Genomic DNA, 1,890 nt, shown 5'->3' on the forward strand with positions numbered 1-1,890 from the left:
CGGACCAGGCGCGGCAGGCTCAGCCTGAAGGCTATTTTATGTTGCAATATTCTGCGGAGAAAGTAACAGATCAGTTACAGAAAAGCATAACAGTTACGGATTTGTCGGCGGAAGGCGCTTAATGATCTGCGCCGGGTTACCGCCGACGACGGTACAGGCAGGTACGTCTTTGGTGACTACCGCGCCGGACGCAATGACCGCATTATCGCCAATGGTCACGCCGGGATTGATCACTGCCCGACCCCCAATCCACACATTGTGGCCAATAGTTACCGGCTTGCCGTATTCCTGGCCGCTATTACGCGCATCGGCGTCCAGCGGATGAGTGGCGGTATAAATATGGACGCCTGGCGCCAGCATACAGTTATCGCCAATATGGATAGGGCAGACGTCGAGCATCACGCAGTCAAAATTGGCGTAAAAACCGGCGCCGAGAAAAATATTATAACCATAGTCGCAGCGAAAGCTTGGCTCGATATACGCATCGCCGGCGCGAGCGAACAGTTCGGCCAGAATATGCTGACGTTGTTCCTGGTCATCCGGGGCGGAATGATTATAACGGTGCAACAACTGTCTGGCGCGCAGGCGATCGGCGCGAAGCGTTGGGTCGCCAGATAAATAGAGCTCACCGGCGATCATTTTGCGTTTTTCTTCACTCATGGGTCTTCCTTATACCTGACTGTTGATGGCCGTAGCAGTATAAAAAAGAAACCGGTTACAGGGTTGCTGTTGGCTGAATGATGTGATGTCTATCACAAAGATACCCTATGGCGGCTGACCCGTACCGTCCGGCCAGCAGACCACGTAATACGCGTAAATTAGCGGATAAATTTCCAGACAGAAGTCGGGATTTTATCGTATAGCTTATTCATGGTCAGTTCCGCCAGACGATGGTCGGCAGCTGAGTAAAATACCGCCAGCTCATTATCAGACAGTTCATATTTATTTTTTTCAATGACGCGCTCCAGCGTGTCAATTGTCTGGCAACGACGTAAGCGCATCAAATAGTCTGTTTTAGTTAATGGCTTATCAGACATAATTCCACCTTTTGATTGTAATAATTCTAACACGATAGACTGGCCGGGTTTTCCCGGCTGGCGTTGACAAAGCAACGAAATAGTCGGTTACCGGATTTTTTCCACTTTTGCAAATCCGTAGAGTTAATGCCGTAGTTACTGAACAACGTAAAAGTGTCGTCCAGATATTCGTCAACCTGAGCGATCAGCTTATTATCCTCTGCATACTTAATTTTATAATTAAGAGCGAATGTGGCAATGTGCTCGATCAATTCATTTAACTGGAGATTGACAGCCGACGTCGGGTCGTTGACCCAGCCATGGTTGCTCTCTTCCAGGTTTGCAAGGCAGTCATGATACAGCGTTTCGCAGAGAAAGCGTAGCTGTGCAATATCATGTCTTTTTGGCGAGTATTCGTCCATAACGCATCCCCTTTTGAGTGGTTTAAACGACGACTAGCAAACACCGTTGTGGGATGAACACGACTAACTGACCTGACACTAACTGAGTAATCCTGCTGATTTAACTATAATCCACTCTCCAACAGATTTCATCGTGCTATTACGAAAAATTACAATTATCAGCGAGAAATTATCTTAAAAATAGACGAATTAATTTCGCAGGCGCTGGCCCACAGCCGGAGAAATAGAGAAATCTTATGAATCATTGGTTTAAGGCAGGCAGCTGTCGCGTTCAGAAACCGCCGACCCGTGGATAATGATAGTAGGATTATTCCTGGTAAATGAGTGTTTGCCGATCCCGAGTTGTTGAACAAGCTGCTAAAAATAGCCTGCGCCATATCAATATATATTAAATGCAGAACGAAAAATAAACAATGGCAATATGTGCCTTGCCAGCCAGTGATAAAAAAGGG

At 47.0% G+C, this 1,890-nt stretch carries 4 protein-coding genes; 1 reads left to right on the top strand and 3 read right to left on the bottom strand.

What is annotated here, in order from left to right; genetic code table 11:
• Positions 1–122: hypothetical protein (locus HMPREF9538_RS32180; protein WP_009484691.1), on the top strand; the 122-nt coding region annotated here is incomplete at its 5' end.
• On the opposite strand, the gene maa is transcribed toward HMPREF9538_RS32180, so the two are convergent.
• The 3 genes from maa to tomB form a co-directional block, all read right to left on the bottom strand.
• Positions 94–660: a maltose O-acetyltransferase gene (maa, locus tag HMPREF9538_RS17330; protein WP_002892030.1), complete on the bottom strand. Its 567-nt coding sequence runs from the start codon at positions 658–660 to the stop codon at positions 94–96. The genes HMPREF9538_RS32180 and maa overlap by 29 nt on opposite strands.
• A 158-nt stretch (positions 661–818) precedes the next feature.
• Positions 819–1,037 (bottom strand): HHA domain-containing protein, encoded by a 219-nt coding sequence (locus tag HMPREF9538_RS17325; RefSeq protein ID WP_002892050.1) that lies wholly within the window; start codon positions 1,035–1,037, stop codon positions 819–821.
• A 26-nt stretch (positions 1,038–1,063) separates the two neighbouring features.
• Positions 1,064–1,438, bottom strand: coding sequence for an Hha toxicity modulator TomB (gene tomB, locus HMPREF9538_RS17320; protein WP_002892066.1), 375 nt, complete (start codon positions 1,436–1,438; stop codon positions 1,064–1,066).
• Between the last annotated feature and the right edge of the window lie 452 nt (positions 1,439–1,890).

The organism is Klebsiella sp. MS 92-3, assembly GCF_000195655.1.
GTDB classification, from domain to species: domain Bacteria; phylum Pseudomonadota; class Gammaproteobacteria; order Enterobacterales; family Enterobacteriaceae; genus Klebsiella; species Klebsiella pneumoniae.